This window comes from Streptomyces sp. NPDC039462, from assembly GCF_055639375.1.
In genome coordinates this window covers 337,634-351,451 of the sequence record NZ_JBVKAO010000002.1, presented here as the reverse complement: position 1 = coordinate 351,451, position 13,818 = coordinate 337,634, and the positions used below count along the sequence as shown (strand labels likewise).

Below are 13,818 nucleotides of genomic sequence, written 5' to 3'. Positions count from 1 at the left end.
TGACCGCTCCTGTCCGCGTGCACGGATACGTGGGTGTGGAGACTTCCGCGGTGCGTGCCGGCCCGTGAGCCGAGTGCGTACCGGAGGAGCCTTCCCACAGCCTTCGGGTGCGCAATCCGGCGCTTTGTTAACTACTAGTGCGTAAGGGCGCATGCAAGACCGGTCCCGCCATGAATGGCCGGACCGGTCCCAATTCGCATATGCCCCAGGTTTGTTGGTCTGTGCCCATGCCGCGTAAACCTGGCACGATCCCCCCGGACCCAGGAGACGGATGCACGCGGAGGGCTCATCGATGAGCGCACGAGACACCCGGCGGGACGGGACGCACGACACCGCACCGTCCACCGGCGCCGGTCCCGACCCGGCCCCGGTCGTCGTCACCACCCACGGCCCCGTCCGCGGCGAGCGGCGTGCGAGCGGGGACCGGTTCCTCGGCGTCCCGTATGCCGCGCCGCCCGTCGGCGCCCTCCGCTTCGCGCCGCCCGCGCCGCCCGACCCGTGGACCGCGCCGCTGGACGCCACCGCGTACGGGCCGACCGCGCAGCGCCGCGGCTTCGGCGAGGGAGCCACCATTCCCGAGCCGACGATCCCCGGCCCGGGCATCCTCAACCTGAACGTCTTCACGCCCGCCGCCGACGCGGGAGCCGCGCTGCCCGTCCTGGTCTGGATCCACGGCGGCGGCTACGTCGCCGGGTCCGCGGCGAGCCCCTGGTACGACGGGGCCGCGTTCAACCGCGACGGCGTCGTCCTCGTCTCGCTCGGCTACCGGCTCGGCATCGAGGGCTTCCTGCACCTGGCCGACGCCCCGGACAACCGCGGCGTGCGCGACTGGCTCGCCGCCCTGGAGTGGGTGCGCGACAACATCGCGGCGTTCGGCGGCGACCCCGCCCGGGTCACGGTCGCCGGACAGTCGGCGGGCGGCGGCGCCGTCCAGACGCTGCTCGCCACGCCCGCCGCCCGCGGCCTGTTCCGCGCGGCGATATCCATGTCCGGCTCGCTGATCGACCCCCAGGAACGCTGGGTCGGCCCCGCCGTGGCCGAACTGTTCACCCGGCGCACCGGCGTGCCCGCCACCGCGGCGGCCCTGTGCCCCCTCTCCGACGACCGGCTGCTCGCCCTCCAGGACGAGCTGACCGCGCCGGGCCCCGGCCGCGAGCGGCTGCCCGGCCCGCTGCTCGGGCCGGTCGCGGACGGCGAGCTGATCCCGAGGCCGACGCTCACCGAGCTCACCGAGGGCACCCTGGCCGCGGACATACCGCTGCTCCTCGGCCATACGCGGCACGAGTTCCACGCGTTCGGCGGCCAGGAGCTGACCGATCTCGTCTTCCGGGGCCCGGCCCTCGCGCTCGCGCGGGCGCGCGCCCGGCGCGCGCACCCCACCTGGCTGTACGAGTTCGCCTGGCCCACGCCGGTGCCCGGCGCCACGCAGGGCCTCGCCTGCCACTGCCTCGACCTGCCCTTCGCCTTCGACCTGCTCGGCGCGGAGGGCGTCGCCGCCGCCGCGGGCGACTCCCCGCCGCAGCCCCTGGCCGACGCGATGCACGCCGCCTGGGTGAGTTTCGTCCGCGATCTCGACCCGGGCGGCGGATGGCCGCGTCACACGGCCGGACGGCACACGACCCGGATCTGGGACGACGAACCCGGCCCGGCACACCGGTGATCACGGCCGGAACCGGCCACTCCGCGCCCCGCGCGCCACACCCCGCACCCCGACTGCGCCCGTCCGCGCGCCGTAGTTGCCGGGACCCGATCACCGCTACCGTCGAGACGTAGGTCGATACGTGTCGATACGTAGGGCATTCCCCGCAGAGGTGGAGTCGCAGTGAAGGCCATCCGTCGGTTCACCGTACGTCCCGTCCTTCCCGAGCCCCTCGGCCGGCTGGCCGAGCTGGCCCGCAACCTGCGCTGGTCCTGGCACCCGCGCACCCGTGACCTCTTCGCGTCCGTCGACCCCCGGCTGTGGCAGGCCTCCGGCTGCGACCCCGTGCGGCTCCTCGGCGAGGTGCCGCCCGAGCGGCTCGTCGAGCTCGCCGGTGACGCGGACTTCCTGCGGCGGCTCGACGAGGCCGCCGACGACCTGCGGGACTACGTCGCAGGGGACCGCTGGTACCAGGAGCAGGCCAGGAACGACGGGCACCTGCCGCGTGCCGTCGCCTACTTCTCGCCCGAGTTCGGCATCACGGCCGCCCTGCCGCAGTACTCCGGCGGCCTCGGCATCCTCGCCGGGGACCACCTGAAGGCCGCCAGCGACCTCGGCGTCCCCCTCATCGGCGTCGGGCTGCTCTACCGCCACGGCTACTTCCGCCAGTCGCTGTCCCGCGACGCCTGGCAGCAGGAGCACTACCCCGTCCTCGACCCGAACGAGCTCCCCCTCGCCCTGCTGCGCGAGGACGACGGGACCCCCACGATGGTGGCGCTCGCCCTGCCCGGCGGGCGGTCGCTGCGCGCCCACGTCTGGCAGGCGCAGGTCGGACGCGTGCCGCTGCTCCTCCTCGACTCCGACGTCGAGGAGAACGACCCCGGCGAGCGCGACGTCACCGACCGGCTCTACGGCGGCGGCAGCGAGCACCGGCTGCTCCAGGAGATGCTCCTCGGCATCGGCGGCGTGCGTGCCGTCCGCGCGTACTGCCGCCTGACCGGCCACCCCGAACCCGAGGTCTTCCACACGAACGAGGGCCACGCGGGCTTCCTCGGCCTCGAACGCATCCATGAACTCGCCCTGCGCGACGTCGAGTTCGACGCGGCGCTCGAATCCGTCCGGGCCGGCACGGTGTTCACCACCCACACGCCCGTCCCCGCAGGCATCGACCGCTTCGACCGCGAGCTGGTCGCCCGCCACTTCGGCCCCGGCGCCGAGCTGCCCCGCATCGACGCGGGGGACGTCCTGCGGCTCGGCATGGAGACCTACCCGGGCGGCGAGCCCAACCTCTTCAACATGGCGGTGATGGGCCTGCGGCTCGGCAGCCGCGCCAACGGCGTGAGCACCCTGCACGGCTCGGTGAGCCGGGAGATGTTCGCGGGCCTGTGGCCGGGCTTCGACGCCGAGGAGGTGCCGATCGCGTCCGTCACCAACGGCGTGCACGCCCCGACCTGGGTGGCCCCCGAGGTCTTCCGGCTCGGCGCCCGCCAGATCGGCGAGCGCCGCACCGAGGACGCGCTGTCCGTCGGCGGCTCCGACCGGTGGGACGCGGTGGCCGACATCCAGGACGCCGACATCTGGGAGCTCCGCCGCACCCTGCGCGAACAGCTGGTCCACGAGGTCAGGCGGCGGCTGCACGACTCGTGGCGGCAGCGCGGCGCCGCCACCGCCGAGCTGGGCTGGATCGACGGGGTGCTCGACCCGGACGTCCTCACCATCGGCTTCGCGCGCCGCGTCCCCTCGTACAAGCGGCTCACGCTGATGCTGCGCGACCGCGACCGGCTGATGGAGCTGCTGCGCCACCCCGAGCGGCCCGTGCAGATCGTCGTCGCGGGCAAGGCGCACCCGGCGGACGACGGCGGGAAGCGCCTCATCCAGGAGCTGGTCAGGTTCACCGACGACCCGCGGGTGCGCCGGCACATCGTGTTCCTGCCGGACTACGGCATGGCGATGGCGCAGAAGCTCTACCCGGGCTGCGACGTGTGGCTGAACAATCCGCTCAGGCCCCTGGAGGCGTGCGGCACCTCCGGCATGAAGGCGGCGCTGAACGGCTGCCTCAACCTCTCCGTCCTCGACGGCTGGTGGGATGAATGGTTCGAGCCCGACTTCGGCTGGGCCATCCCCACCGCGGACGGCACGGCGGGTGACGACGACCGCCGTGACGACCTGGAGGCCGCCGCCCTCTACGACCTCCTGGAGCACCGCATCGCGCCCCGCTTCTACGAACAGGGCCCCGGCGGCCTGCCCGACCGCTGGATCGAGATGGTCCGCAGGACGCTGACCCGGCTCGGCCCGAAGGTCCTCGCGGGCCGCATGGTCCGGGAGTACGTCGAGAAGCTGTACGCACCCGCCGCGCGCGCCCAGCGCGCCCTCGACGCGCCGGCCGCCGGTGAACTGGCCGCCTGGAAGACCCGGGTCAGGGCGGCCTGGCCCCGGGTCGCCGTCGACCACGTGGAGGCGTCGGCGACCGGTTCCACCGCGGAGCTCGGCGCCACGTTCGCCCTGCGGGTGCGCGTGCATCTGGGGGAGCTGACGCCGGACGACGTGGAGGTGCAGGTCCTCGCGGGACGCGTCGACCCGGAGGACCACATCGCCGACGCGTCCGCGGTGCCGCTGAAGCCGACGAGCGGGCCCGACGCGCAGGGGCGCCGGGTGTACGAGGGCCCCCTCGCGCTGGACCGGACCGGGCCCTTCGGATACACGGTGCGGATTCTGCCCTCGCACCGGCTGCTGGCGAGCGGCGCGGAGTTGGGGCTCGTCGCCGTCCCGTCGGAGGCGACGGGGGAGGAGGCGGGGGTGCTGATGCGGTGAGAAGGACCACGAGTGCAAGAGCAGAATCCGCCATCGTGAAACCACGGGGCGCGTAGGTATCGTCAGACCCCCAGACAACGTTCAACAGGGCCGGTGCAACGGCCACTGAACGCGAGCGTGCGCTGGGTGCGCGATTTTTACCTGCACGGGGGAAATAGGCAATGTCGTACCGTCCGGCCGATTGGCATGTGCTCGACCTGGACAAGGATCCGACGCCGGGTGATCCGCACCGGGTGCGGTCGCTGGCGAAGAACCTGCATGACTTCGCCGACGATGTGGGCCGGGTCCTGCGGGACATCAAGGGGATGGCGGGCGAGGACGCGATCCTGCAGTGGGCGGGCAAGACCGCGGACGCCTTCACGGAGAAGTTCGAGGACGCCCCGGACAAGCTGAAAAAGCTCAAGAAGTCCTACGAGATGGCGGGCGACGCCCTGTCCGCGTACTGGCCGGAACTGGAGCGCGCCCAGAGCTTGGCCGACAAGGCGCTGGTCAAGGGCCGCGAGGCCCAGGCCAATCTGAGCAGCGCCAAGTCCCGCCTCTCCTCGGCCGACTCCTGGGTGGAGAAGGCGGGCAAGGAGGCCGACAAGTACAAGGACGGCGGCTCCAAGGGCAAGGACGTGCCCAAGCCCGACGAGGACAAGGTGCGTGCCGCCACCCGCAACGCGGCCTCCGCGGAGAAGGCGCAGAAGTCCGCGCAGGGTGATGTCGACTCGGCCAAGAGTGCGCTGGATGCGGCGAAGAAGATGGCCGAGGACGCCCGCAAGATGCGGGAGGAGGCCGCCGGGACGGCGAAGCGGAAGATCGACGAGGCGTCCGATGCGGGGATCCGGAACCGCAAGTGGTGGGAGGAGATCGGTGACTGGGTCACCGACAACTGGGACGCCATCGTTGCCGTCTGCAAGGTCGTCGTCGCCGTCGTCGGCATCATCGCGATCATCATCGGCGGCCCGATCCTCGCCGCCATCGTCATCGTCGCCGGCGCCATCGTCCTCGCCGACACCCTCAACAAATACCGAAAAGGCCAAGCAGGCCTGATGGATGTGGCCTTCGCCGCCCTGGACTGCATCCCGGGCGCCAAGGGACTCACCACCGCGGTCAAAGCGGCCAAGGGCCTCAAGGCCGCCGCCCGTGGACTGCGTTCCGGGGGGCTCCGCAAGGCCCTCGCGGGCGGCATGAAGAAGGTGGCGGGCAAGGGCAAGCCGGCCAAGGGCCGCTGCAAGAACGGCGACCCGATCGACATGATCTCCGGCGAGATGCTCATGGAGCAGACCGACATCGCCCTGCCGGGCCTGCTCCCGCTGGTCCTCCGGCGCACCCACCTGTCCACGTACCGCTGGGGCCACTGGTACGGCCACTCGTGGGCCTCGACGCTGGACGAGCGGGTCGAGACCGACGACAAGGGCCTGGTCTACGTCACCGAGGACGGCCAGCTGCTGTCCTACCCCCACCCCGAGCCCGGTGGTGAACCGGTGCTGCCCGCCCACGGCCCCCGCTGGCCGCTGAGCATGGACGACGCGGGCACGGTGACGGTCGCCGACCCGCACACCGGCCACGTACGCCACTTCCCCCCGGCCGCACCCGACACGACGAAGCCCTCCACCGGCGAGAAGCCCTCTACCGGCGAACGGCACGAGATCCTGCCGCTGCGAGCCGTCACCGACCGCAACGGCAACCGCATCGACATCGACCGCGACCCCGCCACCGGCGCACCCACGGCGATACGCCACACCGGCGGCTACCACCTGAAGGTGGACACCGACGACGACCGCATCACGGCACTGCGTCTGCTCGCCCCCGACACCGGCACCGAGGGCGCCCCCGGCGACACGCTGGTGACCGCGTACGGCTACGACGAGGTCGGCAATCTGGCCGAGGTCCACAACTCGGTCGGAGTGCGGCTGCGTCTGGACTACGACGACGACGCCCGCATCACGTCCTGGACCGACAGCAACCACACCTGGTACCGCTTCACCTACGACGCCGAAGACCGCTGCGTCCGCGGCGAGAGCACCGCCGGCCACCTGGCGTGCACCGTCGAGTACCGCCCCGACGAGCGGGAGACCCGCTACACCGACGCCCTCGGGCACACGACCGTCTACCGCTACAACGACCTCAGCCAGCTCCTCTCCGAGACGGATCCGCTGGGCGGCACCGTCCACACCGAGTGGGACAGCTGGAACAACCTGCTCGCCCGCACCGACGCGCTGGGGCACCGCACCGAGAACACCTGGGACGAGCACGGCAATCTGATCGCGACACGCGCTCCGGACGGCACGTGCGTCACCGCCGTGTACAACGACCTCAACCTGCCGGTCGAGATCGTCGGCCCGGACGACGCCGTCGAGCGCCAGACCTGGGACGAGCGCGGCAACCGCACCAGCGTGACCACCCGCGACGGCATGACCCACCACTTCACCCACGACGCCACCGGAGCCGTGTCCACCATCACGGACCCTCTCGGCCACACCACCGAGCTGCGCTGCAACGCGGCGGGCCTGCCGCTGGAGGTCACGGACCCGCTGGGCGCGGTGACCCGCTACGACCTCGACGCCTTCGGCCGTGTCATCACGATCACGGACCCGACGGGCGCGGCCACACGCCTCGAGTGGACGGTCGAGGGCAAGCTGGCGCGGCGCACGGAGGCGGACGGCTCGTCGGAGTCGTGGACGTACGACGGCGAGGGCAACTGCGTCTCGCACACGGACGCGATGGGCGCGACCACGACACACGCCTACACGCACTTCGACCTGATCGCGGCCCGCACGGACCCCGACGGCGTCCGCTACGAATTCGACCACGACACCCAGCTCCAGCTCCGCAAGGTCACCAACCCGCAGGGTCTGACCTGGAGTTACGAGTACGACCCGGCGGGACGCCTGGTGGCGGAGACGGATTTCGACGGCCGCACGCTGACGTACACCCACGACGCGGCAGGCCAGTTGCTGAGCCGTACGACGGCCACGGGCGACGAGATCACCTTCGAGCGGGACGCGCTGGGCCGGACGGTCACGCAGGACGTGGCGGGCGCCTCGATCACGCGCTTCACCTACGACGCGGCGGGCGACCTCACCGCGGCGGTGAGCCCGGACGTGACGTTGACCCTGGAGCGGGACAGGGCGGGCCGTCTGATCTCGGAGACGGTCAACGGCCGCACCCTGACCCACACCTACGACGCACTGGGCCGCCGCACCGCCCGCACCACACCGTCCGGCGCGACGAGCACCTGGACGTACGACGCGGCAGGCAGGGTCACCGAACTGACCGCGTCCGGGCGGAGGCTGGCGTTCACGCACGACGGGGCGGGCCGGGAACTCACCCGCACGGTCGGCGAGGCCCTGACACTGACGAACGTGTACGACGTCGTGGGCCGTCTGACGAAGCAGGAACTGATGGGCCCGGGCAGCAAGCCCGTCCAGCACCGGGAGTACACGTACCGTGCGGACGACCATCTGACCGGCGTGGAGGACCGGCTCAACGGCACGCGGAACTTCGACCTGGACGCGGCAGGCCGCGTGACAGCGGTCCGCGCGGCGGGCTGGACGGAGACCTACGCCTACGACAAGGCGGGCAACCAGACCGACGCCTCGTGGCCCGCCCCCATGCCGGGCCAGGAGGCGACAGGCCCCCGCACCTACACCGGCACCCGCATCACCGCGGCAGGCGGCGTCCGCTACGAATACGACGCGGCAGGACGCACCACCCTGCGCCAGAAGACCCGCCTGTCCCGCAAACCCGACACCTGGCACTACGAATGGGACGCGGAAGACCGCCTCACGTCCGTGGTGACCCCCGACGGCACAAGGTGGCGCTACCTCTACGACCCCCTGGGCCGCCGGATATCGAAACAGCGCATGACGGAAGAGGGGGTGGCGGAACAGACCGACTTCACCTGGGACGACATGACCCTCTGCGAACAGACGAGCCACACCCCGGGCGCACCGGAGTCGGTGACCCTCACCTGGGACCACGACGGCCTGTGCCCCCTGGCGCAGACAGAGCGCAAACACCTCACCGACGAAGAAGTGGACGCCCGCTTCTACGCCATCGTCACGGACCTCGTCGGCACCCCGACCGAACTCCTCGACGAGCAGGGCGACATCGCCTGGCGCACCAGGACCACCCTCTGGGGCACCACCGTCTGGAACCGAAGCGCCACCGCCTATACGCCCCTGCGTTTCCCCGGCCAGTACTACGACCCCGAGACGGGGCTGCACTACAACTACTTCCGGCACTACGACCCCGAGACCGCCCGCTACCTCACGCCGGACCCGATCGGTCTCGCCGGTGGCTTCGGGCCGCACAGCTACGTCCCCAACCCGTTCATGTGGATCGACCCCCTCGGGCTTTCCCTCCTCGACGTCAGCAAGAACGGGGTGAAGATCGTCGTGCACGAGTACGACGTGGACAAGCCGGCGCACGCTCATGTCACCGGTGGCGGGGGCCGCGAGGTCAGAATCGGCGCGAACGGCAAACCCCTCCACAACCAGCCGGAGCTTTCGAGCAAGCAGCGACAGGCGGTGGAGCACTTCAAGCCGCAGATCAGGACCGCCGTCAGGAAGCTCGGCAGGCGGAGTCAGGCGGAGGAGCGGGCTGCGAAGGAGCAGCGCGAGGCCGCCGAGGCCGCCAAGAAACCCTGCAAGTAGGGAAGAAACGATGACATTGCATTCCGATGTGGCCGCGCTGCTGGCGGAGGCCGGCATCGAGGACGTGGACGTGGACGAGGCCGTCACGGACGATCACCTGCGCTCGTCCGCGTACCAACGCGTCGTCTCGGTGATCGCTGACTCGCCCGGCCGCGACCGGGACCGTGCGATCGTGGCCACGATCCTGCGCGACCCCGACGAGATGGCGGCCAAGACGGCGGTGGTCGCCCTCGTGGACGAGATCGCGATGCGGGCGGCCGGTCCTGCCGAGTTCCGGGAGTGGGCGGACGGACTGCTGCCGGAGGTCGACCGGTTCGAGGCAGAGGGGCACCGCGAGTTCGTCCGCCGCCGCGTCCACGACTGGCTGTTCCACCTGTCCGTCAAGGACGGTCACGTGCCGACAGCCGACGAGTTGGCGGAGGTCACGGACTGGATGCAGCGCCACATCGCCGAGTTCTCGAAATCGCCGGACGTACTCACCGTGGTCGCCGAGTCGGCCCGTACCAAGAAGACGCGGAACATCGCGAAGAACCGGGCCGGAAGCCGCGAGCTGAGAACGGAGTAGGCAAAAGGCGGCACCCGGAGGGAGAGAGAGTAACTTCCCTTCGGGTGCCGCCCGTCGAGCCGGTTGTGAGGGCCTACTTGACCGCGACACCCGTCCAGGCAGCGCCCACTGCCTTGACCTCGGCCGAGTCCGCCCCGTACAGGTCCGTGGCCGCCTTCAGCGTGCCCTCGCGGGCCGCCTTGTAGTCGGTCGTCGAGGTGAAGTACGCCGTCAGGGCCTTGAACCAGATCTTCTCGGCCTTGTCGCGTCCGATGCCCTCGACCTTGGAGCCGTCGGCGGTCGGCGAGTCGTACTTGACGCCGTTGATCTCCTTCGCGCCGCTGCCCTCGGACAGCAGGTAGAAGAAGTGGTTGGCGATGCCCGAGGAGTGGTGGACGTCGGCGTTGCCCGCGTCCGCGCTCCAGCTGTCCAGGGACGAGCCGTCCTTGCTGGGCTTGTCCATGTGGCGCAGCGGGGAGCCGTCGCCGTTGATGTCGATCTCCTCGCCGATGAGGTAGTCGCCGACGTCCTCGGGGTTCTTGGCGTTGAACTCGACGGCGGTGGCGAAGATGTCGGAGGTGGCTTCGTTGAGGCCGCCGGACTCGCCGCTGTACTCCATGTTGCCGGTCGCCGAGGTGACGCCGTGGGTCATCTCGTGGGCCGCGACGTCGATCGAGGTGAGGGGCTTCTTGTTGCCCTCGCCGTCGCCGTAGGTCATGCAGAAGCAGCTGTCGTCCCAGAACGCGTTGACGTAGTTGTTGCCGTAGTGGACCCGCGAGGTCGCGCCCTTGCCGTCGCCGTTGATGCCGCTGCGGCCGTGCACGGACTTGTAGTAGTCCCAGGTGAGCTGAGCGCCGTAGGCGGCGTCGACGGCGGCGGTCTGGACGTCGTCCGGCTTGCCCGTGCCCCATGTGTCGTCGTCGTCCGTGACGAGCTTGCCGTTGCCGCCCTGGGCGTGGTTCAGGTCGTACGTGCCGTGGCCGCCGCGCGAGTCGTCGGTCAGCTCGAACCCGCTGCCGCCCTTCTTCGTGCCGAGCTCGACCTTGCCGCTGTACTGGCTGTTGCCGGTGCCGTTCTCGATGGCCTGGTGCTGGTACAGCTTCTTGCCGGTCGCGGCGTCCGTGATGACGTGCAGTCTGCTGGGGGTGCCGTCCTTCTGCACGCCGGTGACGACGGTCTCGTACGCGAGGACGGGCTTGCCGGACGCGGCCCAGATGACCTTGCGCGGCGCCTGTGCGTCGGCCTCGGCGGTCTTCGCCTTGGCGGCGGTCGACTCGGCGGACTTCGCGACGGAGGACTTGGGGAGCTTCGCGTCGGTGGAGGCGACCTTCACGGTGGCCTTCGTTGCCTTCGTGACACCCTCCACCTTGCCGCTCTTGGCGGCGTGCACGACGAGGTCGCCGCCGAGGACGGGCAGGCCGTCGTAGGTGCGCTCGTAGCGGGTGTGGGTGGTGCCGTCGGCGTCCTTGACGACGTCGCGGACGACCAGCTTCTCCTTGGCGCCCAGGCCGATCTTGTCGGCGGTGGCGGCCTTGTCGGCGTTCGCGTCCTGGAGGAGGCCCGCGCGGGCCGTGGCCGACAGGCTGACGGGGGAGCCGGACGACGTGGCGTCCTTGGCCGGCTCGGCGGAGGCGCCGGTGGTCAGTCCGGCGGTGAGCAGCGCCCCGGCGGCGACGGCGGTGGCGATGGCGAGCGTCGAACGCTTACGGGATATGTGGGGGGTCACGCAGGCTCCTTCTGTGGGGGGAGAGAACCGGGTGGCGTGGGGGGCTACCCGGACGCGTGGGGAAGCGTGTCACCGGGAGCAGGTACATGTCAGGACCCCGGCTGGATGTTGGCCGGAATTCGTCCGTTGAGCGATGGTCAACATACGCAATGCGAACGGGCGGTGAAGGCAGAGGACCACAACGCGCGCGCCGCCCCGGGGAGTTGATCACCCGGAGCGGCGGCGTGTCTGTGCGGTACCGCGGAACTGTGGAGCTGTAGGACTACGGAACTGCCCGGCTTACGGGAAGGTGACCTTCCAGCTGTTGATGTAGCCGGTGTCCTGCCGGGCCACGTCCTGGACGCGCAGCTTCCAGGTGCCGTTGGCCACCTCGGAGGAGGCGTTGACCGTGTAGGTCTCCTTGACGTTGTCCGCCGAGTCCGAGGAGCTGGCGGGCTTCAGGGGGTAGACCGTCCCGTCGGGGGCGAGCAGGTCGACCTTCAGGTCACCGCGCCAGGTGTGCACGATGTCGACGCCGACCTTCAGGGCGCTGGGCGCGTTGCCGGTGCGGCCGGTGACGTTGACCGAGGAGGTGACCGCGGCGCCGTTGTCCGGAATGGCGACGTCCGTGGTGTTCTCGAAGTCGGTGCCGGGCGTCTCGCCACCGGGGCGGGCGCCGACGTTCACGGCGGCCCAGGCGTGGGCCACGGCCGCGTACTCGGCGCTGCTGGTGCCGTACAGCTCGCCGGCCACCGCGAGCGTCCCGGTGCGGGCCGCCGCGTAGTTGGTGGTCGTGGTGAACTTCGTGGTGAGCGCCTTGAACCAGATCAGCGACGCCTTGTCACGGCCGATGCCCGTGACCGGCAGGCCGTCGGAGGTCGGCGAGTCGTACTGGACGCCGTTGATCTCCTTCTTGCCGCTGCCCTCGCTCAGCAGGTAGTAGAAGTGGTTGGCGACACCCGACGAGTAGTGCACGTCGATGTTGCCGATGCCCGAGTACCACGAGTCCTTGGACGAGCCGTCCTTGCTCGGCTTGTCCATGTAGCGCAGCGGGGTGCCGTCGCCGTTGATGTCGATCTTCTCGCCGACGTAGTAGTCGCCCTTGTCCTGGGCGTTGTTGGCGTTGAACTCGACGGCGGCCGCGAAGATGTCGGAGGTGGCCTCGTTCAGGCCGCCGGACTCGCCGCTGTAGGTCATGTTGCCGGTCGCGGCCGTCACGCCGTGCGTCATCTCGTGCGCCGCGACGTCGATCGAGGTGAGCGGCTTGGCGTTGCCCGCACCGTCGCCGTACGTCATGCAGAAGCAGGCGTCCGACCAGAAGGCGTTGACGTAGTTGTTGCCGTAGTGGACGCGCGAGTACGCGCCGACGCCGTCGCCGCGGATGCCGCTGCGGCCGTGCACGTTCTTGTAGTAGTCCCAGGTGAGCGCCGCGCCGTAGTGCGCGTCGGCACCCGCGGTCTCCAGGTTGGAGGGCAGTCCGTTGCCCCACACGTCGTCGGGGCCCGAGAAGAGGGTGCCGGTGCCGGAGGTGCCGCGGTTCAGGTTGTACGTCTTGTGGCTGCCGCGGGCGGTGTCGGTCAGGGTGTAGTTGGACCCGGACTGCGCCGTTCCCAGCGTCACCTGCCCGCTGTACTGCGTGTTGCCGGTGCCGTTCTCGATGCCCTGCCACTGGAAGAGCTTCTTGCCGGTGGCGGCGTCCGTGATGACGTGCAGCTCGTTCGGCGTGCCGTCGTGCTGCAGGCCGCCGACCACGGTCTCGTACGCGAGGACCGGCTCGCCCTTGGCCAGCCACACGACCTTGCGCGGCGCACGGTCCGCATCGGTCTTCTTCGAGCCCTCGGCCTTCGCGGCGCCGAGCGCCTGCTTCTCCGCGGCCGACGCCTTGACCTCGGCGCTCATGTCGACGCCCTTGAGCTGCGCCTTCACGGCCTTGGTGACGCCCTCGGTCTTCCCGGACTTCGCGGTGTCGACCACCATGTCGCCGCCGAGGACGGGCAGGCCGTCGTAGGTGCGCTCGTAGCGGGTGTGGACGGTGCCGTCGCGGTCCTTCGTGACGTCGCGGACGACGAGCTTCTCCTTGGCGCCGAGGCCCAGGTCCTTGGCGGTGTCCGCCTTGGTGGCGTTGGCGTCACGTATGAGCTCGGCGCGCTGGGCGGGCGAGAGCTTGACGGCGAGCGCGCCCGGGTCGACCTTGCCGAGCTTCTGGGCCGCCGCGGGGCTCGCCTTGGCGGCCGGGTCATCGGCCGAGGCGGGGCCTGCCTGAACGGCGACGGCAAGGAGCGCGGCGACGGCGGAGAGGGCGCCGGCGGCGGTCGCACGCGTGCGGACGGAACGGGTGCGGGGGGTGTGTCTGTGGGAGGTGCTTCTCAACACGGACTCCTTCTGCGCGGCCGCGGCGGGTGCGCGGCCAGAGCTACCGGACGGCTGGGTCGCCGTCCGGGCAGAACAAGGCGGAACGCAGAACTGGGCGGTGCAC

At 70.8% G+C, this 13,818-nt stretch carries 6 protein-coding genes; 4 read left to right on the top strand and 2 right to left on the bottom strand.

The window, feature by feature from the left end; all coding sequences use genetic code 11:
- Nucleotides 1–292 precede the first annotated feature (292 nt).
- The 4 genes from ACZ7LU_RS12280 to ACZ7LU_RS12265 all read left to right on the top strand — a co-directional run bounded on the left by ACZ7LU_RS12280 (nucleotide 293) and on the right by ACZ7LU_RS12265 (nucleotide 9,658).
- Nucleotides 293–1,660 (top strand): carboxylesterase/lipase family protein, encoded by a 1,368-nt coding sequence (locus tag ACZ7LU_RS12280; protein WP_471916658.1) that lies wholly within the window; start codon nucleotides 293–295, stop codon nucleotides 1,658–1,660.
- A 162-nt stretch (nucleotides 1,661–1,822) separates the two neighbouring features.
- Nucleotides 1,823–4,450, top strand: coding sequence for an alpha-glucan family phosphorylase (gene glgP / locus ACZ7LU_RS12275; protein WP_471916657.1), 2,628 nt, complete (start codon nucleotides 1,823–1,825; stop codon nucleotides 4,448–4,450).
- A 161-nt stretch (nucleotides 4,451–4,611) separates the two neighbouring features.
- Entirely contained in the window at nucleotides 4,612–9,093 is a 4,482-nt protein-coding gene (locus tag ACZ7LU_RS12270; RefSeq protein ID WP_471916656.1) for an RHS repeat-associated core domain-containing protein, read from the top strand.
- Between the two features lie 10 nt (nucleotides 9,094–9,103).
- Nucleotides 9,104–9,658: a hypothetical protein gene (locus ACZ7LU_RS12265; RefSeq protein WP_471916655.1), complete on the top strand. Its 555-nt coding sequence runs from the start codon at nucleotides 9,104–9,106 to the stop codon at nucleotides 9,656–9,658.
- 73 nt (nucleotides 9,659–9,731) lie between these two features.
- Here ACZ7LU_RS12265 and ACZ7LU_RS12260 read toward each other — a convergent pair whose 3' ends face one another.
- Nucleotides 9,732–11,363, bottom strand: a complete 1,632-nt coding sequence (locus tag ACZ7LU_RS12260) for a M4 family metallopeptidase (RefSeq protein ID WP_471916654.1) — start codon at nucleotides 11,361–11,363, stop codon at nucleotides 9,732–9,734.
- Nucleotides 11,364–11,642: 279 nt separating this feature from the next.
- Nucleotides 11,643–13,715 carry a M4 family metallopeptidase gene (locus ACZ7LU_RS12255; protein WP_398308991.1) on the bottom strand — a complete coding sequence of 691 codons (2,073 nt, stop codon included), beginning with the start codon at nucleotides 13,713–13,715 and terminating at the stop codon, nucleotides 11,643–11,645.
- Between the last annotated feature and the right edge of the window lie 103 nt (nucleotides 13,716–13,818).